The 15,540-nt window shown below is 30.8% G+C and carries 9 protein-coding genes, 1 pseudogene and 1 other annotated feature; of the genes and pseudogenes, 1 reads left to right on the plus strand and 9 read right to left on the minus strand.

Going from position 1 to position 15,540, the window contains the following annotated elements; genetic code table 11:
• Positions 1-304: 304 nt before the first annotated feature.
• Positions 305-946: a flavodoxin family protein gene (locus tag B5D41_RS07365; RefSeq protein ID WP_078809983.1), complete on the minus strand. Its 642-nt coding sequence runs from the start codon at positions 944-946 to the stop codon at positions 305-307.
• Positions 947-1,165: 219 nt separating this feature from the next.
• Between B5D41_RS07365 and B5D41_RS14545 the strand changes: the two are divergent.
• Positions 1,166-1,312, plus strand: a pseudogene (locus tag B5D41_RS14545) (transposase); the annotation flags it as partial.
• 109 nt (positions 1,313-1,421) lie between these two features.
• Here the strand turns inward: B5D41_RS14545 and B5D41_RS07375 are convergent.
• From B5D41_RS07375 to B5D41_RS07410, 8 genes are all read right to left on the minus strand, one after another.
• Entirely contained in the window at positions 1,422-2,552 is a 1,131-nt protein-coding gene (locus tag B5D41_RS07375) for a protein kinase family protein (RefSeq protein ID WP_078809984.1), read from the minus strand.
• Positions 2,553-3,104: 552 nt separating this feature from the next.
• Positions 3,105-3,866 (minus strand): IS21-like element helper ATPase IstB, encoded by a 762-nt coding sequence (istB, locus tag B5D41_RS07380; RefSeq protein ID WP_078809985.1) that lies wholly within the window; start codon positions 3,864-3,866, stop codon positions 3,105-3,107.
• Complete coding sequence (gene istA / locus B5D41_RS07385) at positions 3,867-5,447, minus strand: IS21 family transposase (protein ID WP_078809986.1); 1,581 nt, start codon at positions 5,445-5,447, stop codon at positions 3,867-3,869.
• A gap of 202 nt (positions 5,448-5,649) precedes the next feature.
• A complete protein-coding gene (locus B5D41_RS07390; protein ID WP_078809987.1) occupies positions 5,650-6,807 on the minus strand; it encodes a DUF3800 domain-containing protein in 1,158 nt (385 codons plus the stop codon).
• Between the two features lie 310 nt (positions 6,808-7,117).
• Complete coding sequence (locus tag B5D41_RS07395; protein WP_078809988.1) at positions 7,118-10,399, minus strand: Eco57I restriction-modification methylase domain-containing protein; 3,282 nt, start codon at positions 10,397-10,399, stop codon at positions 7,118-7,120.
• 125 nt (positions 10,400-10,524) lie between these two features.
• Positions 10,525-13,173, minus strand: a complete 2,649-nt coding sequence (locus B5D41_RS07400) for a valine--tRNA ligase (RefSeq protein WP_078809989.1) — start codon at positions 13,171-13,173, stop codon at positions 10,525-10,527.
• A 45-nt stretch (positions 13,174-13,218) separates the two neighbouring features.
• Positions 13,219-13,451, minus strand: a binding site (T-box leader).
• Positions 13,452-13,548: 97 nt separating this feature from the next.
• A complete protein-coding gene (locus tag B5D41_RS07405; RefSeq protein ID WP_078809990.1) occupies positions 13,549-14,157 on the minus strand; it encodes a UbiX family flavin prenyltransferase in 609 nt (202 codons plus the stop codon).
• A gap of 10 nt (positions 14,158-14,167) precedes the next feature.
• Positions 14,168-15,514, minus strand: a complete 1,347-nt coding sequence (locus tag B5D41_RS07410) for an amidohydrolase family protein (protein ID WP_078809993.1) — start codon at positions 15,512-15,514, stop codon at positions 14,168-14,170.
• Positions 15,515-15,540: the final 26 nt, after the last annotated feature.

Raw genomic sequence — 15,540 nt, forward strand, 5'->3', positions numbered from 1 at the left:
ACTTTCCTTAATAATAAAAAGACCAATTCAGCTTGATGATTAATAGTTGAATTGGCTTTAATTATATTATTTTACTTTTTTAGTCCAGAACCTGTTAAGGGAACAACTATCTTCATTTCTATTTCATCAACTAAATTCTTTTCAGCATATTTTTTAGCTCCGGCAAGAGTGGTGGCAGAAGTCGGTTCCGTAAGCCTTAATCTGTTTTATCTTCCCTAGCGAAGTTGTAGCTGGAAGATAGATACTGCATTCTGGGCATAAGAATTTCATAGTAGTTTTTCTTCTCCTTTTTTTGTGCTTCAATTTATTTAGCAAATCTTGCTCCCATTTCAAAAGCTTTTTTGCAATCCTTTGGAAATTCTTCTTCCCGATGTTTTACTTTTTCTTCTACATCAAACATTGTAGTGACATATTTAGAATAATCTTCAAATTGATATGTATTAGTGACAAATAATGATTCTGATGCTCCAAAAATCCTCTTTAGTGATCTTTCTGTACTTTTGAAAGTTTCTTCATATCCTAGTTCTTCCATTTGCTGCTGTCTTACATTCATGGTATAAATAAAACCTGTAAGTATCTCTTTATCCAAAAGATTAGAATGTTCTTTGTCATATACTAAATACTGAAACATTAACCGTTCTAAGCATGATCTCATCTCTCCAGTAGCCCTTCCAAAATAGACAGGTGAAGCAAAAATAACAGCATCTGCTTCTTCAATTTTTTCTAAAACTAGTGCTAAATCATCTTGCAAAGCACACTTACCGTAACTATTACCATTGATTTTTTTACAAGCAAAACAACTTATACAGCCTTTATAATCTAAGTCATAAAGATGTACAAGCTCTGTCTTAGCTCCTTGTGAGGATGCCCCTTCAAGTGCTTCAGTAAGAAGGGTTGCAGTATTCCATTCTTTTCTCGGACTCCCGTTAATTCCTATTACTTTCATATGATATACCTCTCCTTTTTATAAGAATTATATTTTATTTTGCTAGATTGATTATTTTACATAGTATCACAATAGAATTATTTTGTACAGGGTTTTGACTTTCAATCTGATAGGAATTTCACCTATTAGATATGTCCAGCTTTGCTGGACATAGTCATGGTAGGAACGCTAGTTACCAAACATTTGAGCTGATAAAAAGGCATTTGTAAAATTAAAACAGATCCTACGGTTTACCAGTCAGGCAGATTTAAAACCTCTAATAATAAAATCTCTAAACGTGGTTCTACCTACTTGCGTAAGTCTATATATCAAGCTACCACCGCCGCAATTAGAAAAGTAAAAAGCAAACCTAATAATCCAACTCTATATGTAACTAAATTTTTTTAAATTAATTCTTGACATGTATTAGCTGGTTTATACGAAATGGCTATTTCTTTAATTATTAAACTAAGTTTCCAATATATCTTCGCTAATATTAAAATGGAACTTCAACATCATCATATTCAATTTTTACATTTTTTAATCTCGAATTAATATTATTAAGAACTATTTCTCGTTTTGAAATAGATAATTTTTTAAAAAATTCATAAAAGTCTCTAATACATTCAACTTCTATATTGTTCCTAGTAGAATAAGTATATGCATTTTTAACAAAGCAAGAAATTAATTTGCTATTATCTTGTAAAAATTCTTCTAAAAGACATTCATTAATAATCTCTTCTAAAGATCTTATGATTTCTTTTGAATCTTGTACTAACTCAATCTCATCTCTCATTTTTATTATGTTATTAGTTAAACTATCAGCAAATCTTAAATATATATATCTTTCATCATCTATAAAACTATATTTATCAAAAATATCTTTTGAAATCTCTTCAAGAACATTAGAAAAACTTTTAATTCTATATTCTGGATTTAAATTTATCATCTCATTAATAATATGCTGATATCTAAAGTTATTTATATTGTTTTGCTTTAAAATTTTATTAAACGTTTTTCCTACAAAATAAACTTCAGTTTGATGGTTATATTCAGAATCATTAATTTCATCAGGAAATTCAGTAACAGGCCAATTAAGTATAATACTAGCTTTCTCTTTTGAACTCATATTAATTTTTTTACCAAATCCAAAATCTATTATTTTTAATACTCCATCATTTGTTACTAGAATATTTTTATTTCGTATATCTCTATGTAATATTGCATTTCTTTGAAGATAATCAAAACCTTCTATTAGCTGAATAAAAATATTTTCAAAAACATCATTATTTTCAAATGTAAGATATGCATCAATTGGTGTGCCATCTATATATTCCATGAAAATATACCCTGTTTTTTGTTCTGGATATAAATCATAATTATATATTCGAACAATATTTTCATGAAAAATAGGATGCATTATCTTTATCTCTTCAATAAATCTTTCAAAATACTCATCTTGCATACCTTCATCATATGGAGAGTATTTTTTACAAACGAAGTCAAAATTTGTAATTATATCTTCTACAAGAATTGTCTTACCTGTTCCACCTTGTCCGATATGTTTTTTAAATATATATTTTTTTGATTGATTAAATTCAATAATAGAATCCTTTTTAAGTTCCATTTAATAATACCCCCTTCAAATAATAATATTCTTTGATACACTTTATTTGCCATTTCGTAGTCATGGTAGGAACGCTAGTTACCCGCCCTTGCGCATCCGGCTAGTGTTTCCTTTATAGTTGCGTGTAACTGTTCCTTCCCCATGTAGCCAGCTTTCCTGACCTCAAAGTACTATGAGTCAATTCGACTTCCTACAGACTACGGGTCGTCCTCTTTTTCGATTGGATAGACCTTCCAGCAATTACTGGAACCTGTAGGACCTCCCAAGTTCCTGATATTTCTCTCTCTTCATACCAGGTTCTTTGACCCCGACAGACCCTCCGGAATCTCACCTTATCAACATTATCCTAAGTCTACTTTAGTAGACGGCTTCATTTTGCCAGAAATATCAAACTTACTTGGCGTACTAACGTTAATGGTGTTTACGACGCCTCATCAAAGCTCACCTGATTTCAATTTAGCATAATAATTTCAATTGTATAACCCGATGTTAATGTCAAGTAAAAATTGACCCTTTTTTCAACTCAAAATTGACCCATCTTGAGTAAAAAAATTAACTACTTTTTTCTAACCAATCTTTAGTTTCTTTCATCCTAAATGAGTTTCCATTCATATTTAAAACATACGATTTATGAGTTAATCTATCTACCATTGCTGCTGTTAATGCTGGGTCATTGAAGATTTCATTCCATCTATCAAAAGATAGGTTTGAAGTTATTATCGTTGATTTTCTTTCTGCTCTAAGTGAAAGAAATGAAAATAATAATTCACTACCTTCCTTATCAAACGAAATATATCCTAGTTCATCAAGTATAATTAAATCATACTTTTCAAATTTCTTCTCAAAGGACCGTAATCGTTTTTCACTTCTTGTTTCTTTTAAAGTATTAATTAGTTGTGGTACTGTTGCAAAAAACACCTTATAACCCTCATTACAGGCTTTAATACCTAATCCAATTGATAAATGGGTTTTACCTGTCCCTGGATTTCCTGAAAAGATTATATTTCTATTATCATTTATAAATTTAAGAGTCTTTAGTTCTTTCAATTTTTCCTGAGCACTATCTGGTAAATATTCAGCTATTATATCGCTTAAATACTTTTTATAAGGGAATTTTGCGTTTTTGATTCGTCTTTTTCTACTGTTCTCTTTTCTTACATCATAAGCTTTTCTAAAAACATCTCTTAAAAATTCCTCATATGATTGATCGTCTTTATAGGCTTCACCTACTCTTTCTATTAAGTCTCCTCTAATTCCAGCTAATCGCAAAGCTTTTATATAATCTTTAGTTTCTTGAACTAGCTTTTTATCCATTTAACACACCTCCTGTCTGGTATCCTGTTCAACATTGAAAATTTCGTTATAATTATTTAAAAGATGCATTGAATTTTGAATTATTTCATCTTCTTGATTGGTTTCAAGAGATGTTTTTCTATTTACTAAAGTTTTAATATTATCTGTAGTCACCATGGATGCTTTATTCTTAGATAATTTATTAATTGCTTTTTTTACCTTATCTAAACCTTTTTCTTTAATAATTTCTAAAAGTTCTATGAATTCTTTCGTTTTTGTGGTAGAATTATTATTATAAAACATTTGATATATGTTTTTGATTTCAGGAGCTAATTTCTCGAGGGCAAGAGAATTTTTTAAAGCTCCTGGTTTTCTTTTTAGGGTAGATAAATAATGGTCTATATCTATTGTGCATTTATGTAATTTATAACATCTCTTATGTTCTGCGATTAAATTATCTTTATAATAAACTTTAATTTTTTCTGAATAGATTTTTGCCATTACAAATTTACCTACTAAATAATCTGGCACTGAATATTTATTTTGTTCTATAGTAATAAAGCTATATTTATTTACCCTACACTCTTTATCCCTTGCAACATCGTAAGTTGGCATTAGTTCTTTTAAATATTCTTTTTCTTCATTAAGTTTATCAAGTGGACTCTTCCTATTAAAACGATTCTTCTTAATCTGATTTAACTTATTTAGCTTATTTAATAAATATTGATTGGCTTCTTTCAATGAGTCAAACTCATCTTTTATAGAAAATGCCCGTCTTCTTACAAATTCTACTGATCTTTCTACCTTACCTTTTTCATTTCCTCGTCTTACATTACAAAATCTATAGTTAAATTTATAATAAAGTGATAATTTAACTAAATCTTCGGTTGCTTTTTTTTCAGTAGGGCCCACAAATCTCCTAACAGCTTGTTTTAAATTGTCATAAACTATTTCATTATGAACCCCTCCAAAATGTTTAAATGCATTGACATGAGCATCTAAAAAGTTTACGATCTTTTTATTCTCATAAAGTTTACCATAGCTATAAAAACCATATCCTGTTGTAAATAGGGCCAAATTTAGAACTCTATTTTCACCAGCTATATTAACTTTTACTTCTCCATAGTCAAATTGAAGAGTCTTTCCAGGCTTATATACTTGCTTAATATAAGCTTCTTTAGTTTCTTTAGTATGTTCCCTGACATAATTACAAACTGTACTATAACTAATATCATAACCTTTATCTACTAAATAATCATGGATATCCACTTTCTTCATAAGTTGTTTATGTTTACCTTGAGTTTTCTTCTTTTTATTTTTCTCTAAACATTTATTAATTTCTTCAATAATTTCATCGGTTAATTTTCTCTTACTCCTATTTGATGAATCATATTGTGGCTCTTTAACTAAATTTTCAATTAAACTTAAAATCTCATCTTCCCTTAACGACTTATCTAATTTTGATAGTTGTTCTTCATGGTCTCTAATATATTTCCGTACTGTATTTCTAGATTTATTTGTTTCCCTTGTAATTTTTCTAATTGACTTATCTTCAATAAAATATTTTAGTAATATATCTGCTTTTTCATTCAATTTAACCAACCCTTATTCACCACCTATAATAATTTAATTATTATAGATAGTTTATTTTATTGTGGGTCAATTTTCAATTAATATCGTGGGTCACTTTTAGATTAACATAAACAACCCGACCAATCTTGCATAAGTTATTACCAAGACTAGTATTATGCACTAGGATTAGGTGTCTTAAATGCCATGTTAGCCGACGTATTTGCTGTACCAATTAATTTAAACAATCTACTATATTTGGATGATTAATTGCCCAAAAGTCTGCTAACATTACCCAATTAATTTGCTTTCCCAAAATTATATTAGAAATGATTCTTTTTGCTACACACCAAAAAATAAGCTCTTCTTTAGAATAACCTTCATGAATTTTTAACGTATCAAAAACCATAATAAAACTCTTACATAATTTCTTAACTTCTTTAATAGTTAACTTTTCCTTTTTATGAATTATCTTATCTATTCCTTCTAAAAAGCGATTCATATATTCTAATTCATTTCTTTTTTTAGCCATAACCTTATCCAACAACTTTTCTACATGCAAAAATAAATTTAATAACTCATCATTATTCAAATTTCTTTGTTTTTCTTCTACTTCCTTTGCTGTTACTTCATAGGGGGACAATAAATCAATATTATTAACTCCTCCATTTATTTGAAAATCAACTGATAAACTTAAAGATTTCTCTTTTATATTAGTTTCTATACTAATATCCTTTTCAATTCTTTGGAACCAAACATTTTTATTAGATAAATAACTTCTTTTAATTGCCCATAATAAAAAATCTGAAATTTGAATTCCAGGATGACTTCCATCAACAATTTTTAAATTTACTTTAGGAAAATTTGCCTTCAACAAGGAGGTATTAGCAACCACTGCATTAATTAAAGACTCATAAAAATTCCTCTTCCAATTTTTTTCAAAATGTTTTGGGAAACTACTTTCTCTTTCTGCTACAAAAACATTTACTACATCAACATCTCGATTACTTACAAAAACACTAGCAAGTTCCACCATATGGTTATGTAATAATTTTTCAGTATCAAACTCATCATTTCCATTTTGTCTATATTTTTTCTTATCAAAAGATAAAAAATCAAATTTTAGTTCCAAATCATTAATTAAATACATTATAGCAGAATGAGCTTCCGGACCATCAACACAACTGTGAAAATAACCTCGCTTTAAAGTTTTAACATCACTTTTTCCTAAATCTTCTCTTTGCTTTAAATCATTCATCGCTTTTTCGATTAAATTAGAAGAAACTTCATTTCCTAGAATGGCTGCTCCAATACTAAAATATTGATTATCCCCTTCATAACTCCTTATATTTGGATTTCCGCTTTCATCAATATAAACATAAATTTCTTTCAAAGCAAATCCCTCCTAAAAATCCTATCAAATATGTCAGATAATTTATATATTTACGTCATATGTCGCATATAATTTCCATTTTAAAGTATCACTGACACTAATGTCGATAATATCTACTATAGATTACCTCTCATCTCCCTAAAACTATCCTATACATTAACACTACACTAATCACCCATTAATTTCCTGTCTAAAGTTTAAATTATATAACTATTTTTGGAAATTTTTGAAGTGATTTTTATTTATAATAAAGCTTATTTAAATAAAAAAGCCATTGCTTACCAACAGCAATGACCTAAAAACTAAATTTTTAATTATCCTCTAAACTTTCTTCAACTATTTCAATCTCTTCTTCCGTTAATCCATAAAGTTCATATACCATCTCATCTATCTTTCGATCAGTCTCTTCTATCTTATCTCGCAATTCATCAATTTCCCGCTGCAACTGATTCCACTCGTTAACTACTTTACGTACTACTTGGTATTTATTGTAATCAGGCAATTCAACCTGCAACACCTTCTTAACCAAACCTCCACTGAAATTATCTGCTTCTTCTAACTGCTTCTCCGTAAATTTTTCTAGATAATACTTAATATATTGGCGTTTATATTTATCCTTAACTTCAAATTTCATTAGTTCATATTTACCACTACTCGATTTATCTGCATAGATAGTTAAAATAGTATCATTAATATTAACTGTCATCTCTCTAACTTTTCGCGCCCGACCAGAATATATTTTATTGTAAAAACCACCTTCTTCTACTATATCAGTTAATTGTGGACCAGCTTTAGAAGTATATTTGTTGATTAGATCAATGAAATTAGTTTGTCTAAGTTGAGCTAGTTTTTTATTGCCTTCAATCATAAAATCAGCTTTTTTGATAAATGGTTGTTGTTTTTCTTTACTAATTTTAGGAATTTTAAAATTTCTAAAATCATTTAAGCTAAATGACGGAAAATCATCTCTTTGTAATGATGGATTAGTTTTAATTTGTATATACGAATATAATTTTGAATTTAAAATTGCTAATAAATACTTATTTAAATAATTCTCATCCTCTAAACAAATAGCATAAAGATTCTTTTTAAACGCAAAAGAAGAATCAACATAAGTAAACATTAATCTAAATTGACGACTTACTAATTGTCTACCAAAGATTTTATCTGTATTAAATAATTCTAATGGCTTATTTTCTTTAAGTTTTGTATGGTCTACAAATATCTTTTTAGCATTTTCAGTTTGAAGGTAACGATATATTTGACCATCAAACCATCTAATTGTACTATCTTCATTTTTATCTGCAATCATATATTCTTTAGGTGGTAAAGTTCCTCGGTTAACTGTAGCTATTTCTTTAAGATTAACAGATTCAGTATTATTATATTTAATTTTAATATTAATAACGTCCTTTTCTAAGAAAATAACTTTCCCTTCATTGTTTTCCCAAAACTTTTTATTGATTTTTTGAAAATCATCTATATTAATTTGATTTTGTCTTTCATGAATAGGAAATTTATATGTTTTCACTATTGGACTTATATTATCTGCCTTTTCAAAAGATAAGATAAGTGTATCAACATAAGCATTGAATCTATCATAAGGTAATTGAATTATCTCTAATATATTATATTTAGATAATAATTCATATCTAAAATCATAATATTTCTCACCAGCAAGCCAAGTTATAGGTATTATAAAAGATATTTTCCCATTATAATTTATGATTTCTGTTGCTAATTCAGCGAAAGCAGTATAAGTATTAAAATTACCTTTTGACATTTGAAATTCTCTCAATTCATGAGGAGATAATACAACATATGGTGGATTTCCAATTACTACATCAAAACCACCATCAGCCATAATCTCAGAAAACTCTTCTTTCCACTTGAATGCTTTATCTCCAGCTACTTCTGGATCATCAATTAACGAATTACCACATTTAATATTATCATCAAGATTAGTTAATGGTTTATTCTTATTAGCAGTTTTTAACCACAGAGATAATTTAGTAATCTCTACTGATGATTCATTAATATCGACTCCATAGATATTATTCTTTAAAATCTCTTTTTGTAATGATTCTAGGCCAAAAATACTGCGTTGTCCTTCCTGAATTAAGTCAATCTGCCTATGAATCCATTGATATTCTTTTAATAGAAAATCAAATGCTTGATTTAAAAATGCTCCTGATCCACAAGCTGGGTCTAGTACTTTGATCTTCTTTAACCGTTCTTCATATTCTTTGTAAAACTCCAGATGTTGCTTTTTATACTTACCTTCTACCTGAGGGGTAGCAGCCTCTTCTATATCTGGTAATTCTTCTTCTCCCAATTCCTTCCGTATATCTTCAAGACACTTTCCAACTGAATTTTCAACAATATACTTAGTTATATATTCTGGAGTATAATAAATTCCATCTTTTTTACGCTTCGATTCCTTTTCATTATATTCATCATTCTCAATATCTGCCTTAATCTCTTCAATATCCGAAATAGACTGCTCAAAAACATGACCTAAAATATTAACATCCAGTTCACTATCAAAATCATAAGCTGATATTTTATCTATAACATCGAAAAAATCGTTTTTAATTATTAAATTATCTAATACCTCATCTGCTTTAAACAAGCCACCATTATAGGCATTAATATTATGAGGTTCACTACCTTTATCTATAGCCCTAAAGATTCCTTTTATCTCTTGCCAAATTGTTACTTCACTAAAACTATATGAACTCTTACCACTCTCAATAGCTTGATGGAGTATTTCCGCAGGTAATAAACCCAAATCTTCACAGAAACAGATAAAGATAATTCGGTCTAAAAACTTTTGAGCCTTTTCTAATAATAATTCTTCATCATAATTAGGATTATTAACTTTAAGATGTTCAAATAATTCAACTCTTGTCTGCTTATAAAGGTTATAGAATTTTATAGAGATATCTTCCTCTTTTTTCTGAGTCTGTTCACTTAATCTTAAGGTATTGCTCTTATCTTGTTTATTAATTAAATTCTTTCTAGATAATAATAAATGAAACTTCTTAAAGTTATCCTCTAAGTCTAATTCCTCAATACGAAACTCTTCATAATATCCTTGTCCCCGAATTACTGAATATAATCTAATCTCTATCATATTAGAAACAATAACCCATTTACAACCATCATACTTACTGGCATAACTAAAAGCCTGTTCTACCGGTGTTCCATAATGTTTCCCAGACCGTTTCTGTTTCTTATCTAAACTAACTTTAGGACCTTTTAGTTCAATTACTGCCTCTGTTTTACTCTCTTCATCTTGATAATAAAATCCTAAGCTCCCATCCGGCTTTGTAGCATCAACTTCAGTTGACGGCTCAATCTGTAATGTATACTCGCCTTCTTCACCCGCTTCCGTCATATCCTTATAACCTAAAACAATTCCAAAAATTCCTTTTAAAAAAGAAGCCTGTAACCTTTCCTCATTAGCCCCAATTATAGATTTTAAATTTCGTTTCCAACTTTTGATAGTATCTATCTTCGTCTTATAATTAAGTATAGAATGTTTATTCAAATGTGCTTTTAAAACTTTTTTATTAAATAAATTATCCATTACTATTGCCTCCTAATTCTACATTTACCACCTATGCTATATTTCTATAATTAGAATAAATTTCCTTCAAAATACAAAAAGAGAGCTAATACCCAATTGGATATTAGCCCTCTAAACTTAAGCAATTATGATTTTAACATCTCTAGTCGCTCTTTTAACTGTTCCTTCTTAGCTTTATACTCTTTGACCTTCTCTTTCTCTTCTTCTACTAACTTATCTGGAGCATTATTAACAAATCCTTCATTTCCTAACTTACCTTCTGCTCGTTTAATTTCAAACTCTGCTTCTTCTACTTCATCTTCTAATCTTTCAATCTCTTTATCTATATCTACCATTCCTTCTAATGGCAGGATTACTTCTACTCCATCAGTAATAGCTGTAGAAGCATTCTCAGGTTTTTCAGCTAATTCTTTATCTATTCTTAAATCAGATATATTAGCTAAATTAATAATATAATCTTGCCCAACACTTACTATATCTTCTTTATCAGAACTCTCTGGTTGTAAGATGGCAATAACTTTTTTGCCTGGATTTACTTTCATCTCATTTCTGATATTTCGAATAGATCTAATGATATTCATAATTACATCCATCTTTTCTTCTGCTTCATCATCAAGCTTTTCTTCTTTACCTTCTGGCCATTTAGCAAGCATAATAGTTTCTCCATCATTAGGTAGATTCTGCCATATTTCCTCGGTAATAAAAGGCATGAATGGATGTAATAATCGCAAAATCTGATCTAATACTGACCAAACTACATATTGAGCTGTCTCTTTAGCTGCTTGATCCTCTTCTTGATACAAACGTGGCTTAATTAACTCTATATACCAGTCACAGAACTCATTCCAGATAAAGTCATAAAGAGTCTGAGTAGCTTGCCCTAATTGATAATTATCTAATTCATCTGTTACCTTCTTAGCAACGCGATTTACTCTACTAGTTATCCATTTATCTGCTAAAGTAAGCTTTAATTCCTCTACATCTTCTGGATTAAAGTCTTCTAAATTCATCAATACAAATCTAGAAGCATTCCAAATCTTATTAGCAAAGTTACGACTAGCTTCCACTTTCTCTTGTCTAAATCGCATATCATTCCCTGGAGTATTTCCAGTAATTAAAGTAAAGCGAAGAGTATCTGCTCCGTACTTATCAATAAATTCTAATGGGTCAATACCATTACCTAAGGACTTACTCATCTTTCGTCCTTGACCATCTCTAACTAATCCGTGAACATATACATCAGCAAAAGGTGGTTCATCCATGAATTCAAGAGCTGAGAATATCATTCTTGCTACCCAAAAGAAGATGATATCTCGACCAGTTACCAATACTGATGTTGGATAATAAAGATCTAATTCCTCAGTCTCTTCTGGCCATCCCATAGTAGAAAAAGGCCAAAGCCCAGAGCTAAACCAAGTATCCAATACATCTTCATCCTGTTCTAAATTCTCACTATCACATTCTGAACAACTTGTTGGCTCATCACTAGCAACGATCTCTTCTCCACAGTCTTGACAGTACCAAACTGGAATTCTATGTCCCCACCACAATTGACGTGAGATACACCAATCTCTAATATTCTCCATCCAGTTTAAATATACTTTAGTAAATCGCTCCGGTACAAAGTTAGTATCTCCATTCTTAACTGCTTCAATAGCCGGCTTAGCTAATGGTTCCATCTTAACAAACCACTGCTTAGAAACTAACGGCTCAATTACTGTATCACAACGATAACAATGTCCTACTGAATGATCATGCTCTTCTACCTCAACTAATTGATCATTTGCCTCTAAATCAGACACTAACTCCTCACGACATTGATATCTATCCATTCCTTCATACTTACCAGCTTCTGCTGTCATTTTGGCCACATCATCGATTACTTTAATCACATCTAAATCATGACGCTGACCAATCTCAAAATCATTAGGATCATGAGCAGGTGTTACCTTTACTAATCCTGTTCCAAACTCTGAATCTACATAATCATCAGCAACTACTGGAATCTCTCTTTCTACTATCGGTACAATTACTCTCTTCCCAACTAAATCTTGATACCTTTCATCTTTAGGATTAACCGCAATGGCAGTATCACCTAACATAGTTTCAGGTCGAGTAGTAGCAACGATAATTTCATCATCACTGTCTTTAATCTGATATCTAAGGTGATAAAAATGTCCTGGAATATCTTGATGTTCTACCTCAATATCTGATAAAGTAGTTCCACAATCAGGGCACCAATTAATAATATAATCGCCTCTATAGATTAAATCTTTATTATATAATTGAATAAAGGCTTCTTTAACCGCTTCTGAACAACCTTCATCCAAAGTAAATCTCTCTCTAGTCCAGTCACAGGAAGTACCTATTTTCTTTAACTGGTCTGTAATACGACCACCATACTCATCCGTCCATTCCCACGCTTTTTCTAGAAAACCTTCTCGGCCCACATCATCTTTTTCTAATCCTTCTTCTCGCATCTTATTTACTACCTTAACTTCTGTAGCTATACTAGCATGATCAGTACCTGGAATCCACAGAGTAGTATATCCCTGCATTCGTTTCCAACGAGTTAAAATATCCTGTAAAGTATTATCCAAAGCATGACCTATATGTAATTGACCTGTTACATTTGGCGGTGGCATTACAATTGAAAAAGATTCATTATCTTGATTTAGGTCTGCTTCAAAATATCCATTATCCATCCAATATTGATACCATTTGTCTTCGACAGCAGCTGGATCATAAGTTGTTGCCATTCCTTCTTTACTCATTATTTTCTCCTCCTTTAAAATCATAAAAAACCCTCTCCATCCTATGACAAGGACGAAAGAAGGTTTACTCCCGCGGTACCACCTTAGTTTCTAAAAGATATACTTTTAGACACCTTAACTTAAGACTAAATAACGGCTAGCAACCGATTAAACCTACTTACTTTCAGTCTAATAGCTCAGAAGCTACTTCAATAATTAAGTACTTAGGAATACTTTCAACCTAGGAATTCCCTCTCTGTAAGCTTAGATTATCTACTACTCTTCATCATAGCTTTTAAATAAAATTTGTAATCAAACTATTTATATTTTAATTTAATACTTTCCTATATTATCTTATAATGATTTAAATCATTTGTCAACTAATAACTACAACAATTAACTCCATCTCTTATATAAATTATGCTCGATCCCTAATCGGTCTAAAATTCTACCTACTACAAAGTTAATTAAATCATCTATACTTTCTGGCTTATTATAAAAACCCGGCATTGGAGGAAGAATATCTACTCCTAAATTAGCTAACTTTAACATATTCTCTAAATGGATAGCATTTAAAGGTGTCTCCCTAGGAACTAATATTAATTCCCGTTTCTCCTTTAAAATAACGTCGGCTGAACGCTCTAATAGATTTGAAGATAATCCATGTGCTATTCCAGATAAAGTAGACATGCTACAAGGAACAACTACCATCCCCTCTGTTTGAAAAGAACCACTAGCTGTAGGAGCACCAATATTCTCATTATCTAAATAAGTAATAGTTTCATCATCCTTATCATAACCCAAACTATGCCGAATATTCTCAGCAATCTCTCTTCTTTCCTCGCCTAACTCTATTTCTAACTCATCTCCCCAAACTCTTCGGCCTGGTTTGCTGATTATTAAATAAATTTTATGTCCTTGAGCTGCTATCTCCTCTATGAGGCGTTTAGCATATATACTACCACTGGCTCCTGTAATTCCAATTACATATTTCTTCAATTCCATAGCCCCCTAATTATAATCCCATTATCTTCTGCTGTAAGTTCTTGAATTCAAATATCATCTCTTCTTTTGCAACATCTAAAAATTCTCCTTGATCATAGAGAACCTCTCCTCCAATCATAGTAAAGGCTATATCTCTACTAGAAGCTGTATAAGCTAAAGCAGAATAAGGATTATAAACCGGTTGATTAGCAAAGTTACTAATCTTAACTGCGGTTAAGTCTGCCTGTTTTCCTGGTTCTAAACTCCCTACCTTATCTTCTAACCCTAAAGCTTTAGCCCCATTAATAGTTGTCATCTTGACTAACTCTTTAGCCGTTACAATACTAGCTTCTCTATCTTTTGCTCTCTGTAATAATAATCCAAACTCCATTTCTGAAAATAAATCCAATGAATTATTGCTGGCTGCACTATCTGTTCCTAATCCAACCAATACTCCAGCATCTAACATAGCTGATAAATCAGCTATTCCAGCGCCTAGCTTAGCATTACTCTTTGGACAGTATGCCGCTTTAACATCTAATTCATTTAGTATTTCGATTTCCTCTGGATCGGTCTGTACTAAATGTACAGCTAAAAATCTATCATTTAAGATTCCTAAATCATTTAAATATCTAACTGCTGGAATTCCTGGAGGATCCCAATGTATATTGCTCCAACCTACTGCTTCTCGATAAGTAGTAGCAAACGGGCCTGTCCCATCTATTAAAAAATCTATTTCTTCTTCTGTTTCAGCTACATGCATACAGAGAGGAATATCTTCACTTTGAGAAACATCAGCCACCTCTTGTAATAATCTCCTAGAGACAGAATAAGGAGCATGTGGTGATAAACCTACTTCCAATCTATTACTTGCTTTAGCCTTTAATTCATTATACCTCTTCTTGATATTTAATAAGTTAGCCTCTAATTGCTCATCATCCATACCAAAGACCTCTTGATAAATAATACCTCTCAATTTCATTTCAGAGGCCGCCTGTAAGGAAGCACCAGTCGCTGTCGTATCAGCAATAGTCGTTACTCCTGCTGCTAACAGCTCTAAAGCACCTAGTTTAGCAGAAAGAAGTACTTCATCATACTCTAAAGCTCTACTCTTTTGAACTAAATTACTAATCCAAGGTAAGAAAGGTAGATTATCATTCTCTCCTCTCAAAATGGTATAATCAAGATGAGTATGTAGATTAATTAAACCAGGCAATAAGATAGCTTCACCTAAATCTCGAACTTCTTCTTTCGGATAATTAGCTAATACTTCTTCTTTAAAACCTACAGCTTCAATCTCTTCATCATTAATTACTACTGCCCCTGGACTTATAGGCTCAGCACTTATGGGTAATACCCATTTAGCCGTTAAAATCATATTACCTCTCCTTATTTTATCTAAAG

The sequence above is a fragment of the Selenihalanaerobacter shriftii genome (genome assembly GCF_900167185.1).
Classification (GTDB): Bacteria; Bacillota; Halanaerobiia; order Halobacteroidales; family Acetohalobiaceae; genus Selenihalanaerobacter; species Selenihalanaerobacter shriftii.

Coding starts and splice junctions, on each gene's coding strand:
- B5D41_RS07365 (WP_078809983.1), bottom strand. CDS start 946: ATGAAAGTAATAGGAATTAACGGGAGTCCGAGAAAAGAATGGAATACT.
- B5D41_RS07375 (WP_078809984.1), bottom strand. CDS start 2,552: ATGGAACTTAAAAAGGATTCTATTATTGAATTTAATCAATCAAAAAAA.
- istB (WP_078809985.1), bottom strand. CDS start 3,866: ATGGATAAAAAGCTAGTTCAAGAAACTAAAGATTATATAAAAGCTTTG.
- B5D41_RS07395 (WP_078809988.1), bottom strand. CDS start 10,399: ATGGATAATTTATTTAATAAAAAAGTTTTAAAAGCACATTTGAATAAA.
- B5D41_RS07400 (WP_078809989.1), bottom strand. CDS start 13,173: ATGAGTAAAGAAGGAATGGCAACAACTTATGATCCAGCTGCTGTCGAA.
- B5D41_RS07405 (WP_078809990.1), bottom strand. CDS start 14,157: ATGGAATTGAAGAAATATGTAATTGGAATTACAGGAGCCAGTGGTAGT.
- B5D41_RS07410 (WP_078809993.1), bottom strand. CDS start 15,514: ATGATTTTAACGGCTAAATGGGTATTACCCATAAGTGCTGAGCCTATA.